This is a genomic window from Paraburkholderia sp. BR14320 (assembly GCF_040948665.1).
GTDB classification, from domain to species: Bacteria; Pseudomonadota; Gammaproteobacteria; order Burkholderiales; family Burkholderiaceae; genus Paraburkholderia; species Paraburkholderia youngii.
In genome coordinates, this window is record NZ_JBFPKG010000182.1 from 1 (window position 1) to 1446 (window position 1446).

A 1446-nucleotide genomic window follows, 5' to 3' on the forward strand; every position below is an offset into this window, starting at 1 on the left:
GCCTCAAAACGCTTAAAGGGACGGTGAATTCGCATTGAATCTGCACAATGCGAAAAATCTTGCGACGAGAGTCGCGTAATTGGAGCGGGGCCTCTTCAACTCGGGTGTACTTCAGCAGCCTGCTAGGTCACACATAAGACGGATTTTTGAATATGCGTTTCAAGGGCTTGGATCTCAATCTTCTGGTTGCGCTGGATGCGCTCATGACAGAGCGCAATCTGACGGCCGCGGCCCAATACGTCAATCTGAGCCAGCCTGCCATGAGCGCTGCCGTTGCACGGCTACGTGACTATTTCGGAGATGACCTGTTCGTCATGAGGGGCCGCGAGTTCGTCCCAACAGCGCGCGCGGCGGAACTCGTCGCACCGGTTCGGGAGGCCTTATCGCACATACAGCTTTCCATCATTTCGCGCGACGCGTTCCAGCCCAGCAAATCTCATCGCCGCTTCAAGGTCTGCCTGTCCGATTTTATGACGCTCGTCTATTTCCGGAAGGTCGTCGAACGCGTTGCGCGGGAGGCGCCCTCTGTTAGCTTCGAGTTCGTTTTCCCAGATGATGAACCCGGTGTGCTACTTCGGCGCGGCGAAGTCGATTTTCTGCTCCTGCCGGAGTTGCTGCTGGCAGATACCCATCCCAAGACAGCTCTTTTTGAGGAGAGGCTCGTTTGCGTAGGCTGTCCGACAAATAAACAGCTATCGCACCGCATTGCGCTGGAGAAGTACATGTCGATGGGACACGTAACGGTGAGGTTCGGGCGGGCGCGCAGGCCCTCGATCGAAGAGTTTTTCCTGCTCGATCTCGGTCTGAAAAGGCGCGAGGAGGTTGTCGTGCCCACGTTCAGTGTCGTCCCTTCCATCCTGTCGCGTACCGACCGTATCGCTACGCTCCCCTTGAGATTGGCCGAGCACTTTTCAGAACTAACCCCTCTGCGGATCGCAGAAGTGCCTCTGCCACTTTCTTCATTTACCGAAGCAATTCAATGGCCTTCGCTACACAATGGTGATCCTGCAAGCATCTGGATGCGCGAGATCTTACTCGAGGAGGCGCAAAACTTCGCCTAGACATCAGGTATGGACCTGCCGCACTCCAGGTACGCGGATTAAGCTTGAGGTGGGTTACACGGCGGCTCAAAGCCGCATTGAGCGGTATAGGTCATGAACAAGTTTAGCAAGTACGTGGGCTTGGATGTACATCAGGAAACGATTGCCGTGGCGGGTTGCCGACACGGCTGGCGAGGTGCGGTATGTAGGCGAAATCGTGAAAACCCCTGGAGCCATTGCGAAACTAGTTACGCAGCTCAGGCGGAGGCATTGTCGGGTTAGAAGGTGTTATGAACTTTCGGCCAGACCTGGTACCCTGGCGGAATGAAAGAGCGCAGACCTTACCCAACGGATGTATCGGATGAAGAGTGGTACTTTGCCGCTCCGTACCTGACATTGATGAACC

At 55.4% G+C, this 1446-nt stretch carries 1 protein-coding gene and 1 pseudogene; both read left to right on the forward strand.

Annotated features, from left to right (window positions below; genetic code table 11):
- The first annotated feature begins 152 nt into the window (after nt 1-152).
- On the forward strand, nt 153-1061 hold the full coding sequence (locus AB3X89_RS39690) for a LysR family transcriptional regulator (RefSeq protein WP_018436449.1): 909 nt from the start codon (nt 153-155) through the stop codon (nt 1059-1061).
- 303 nt (nt 1062-1364) lie between these two features.
- A pseudogene (locus AB3X89_RS39695) lies at nt 1365-1446 on the forward strand (IS5/IS1182 family transposase); the annotation flags it as partial.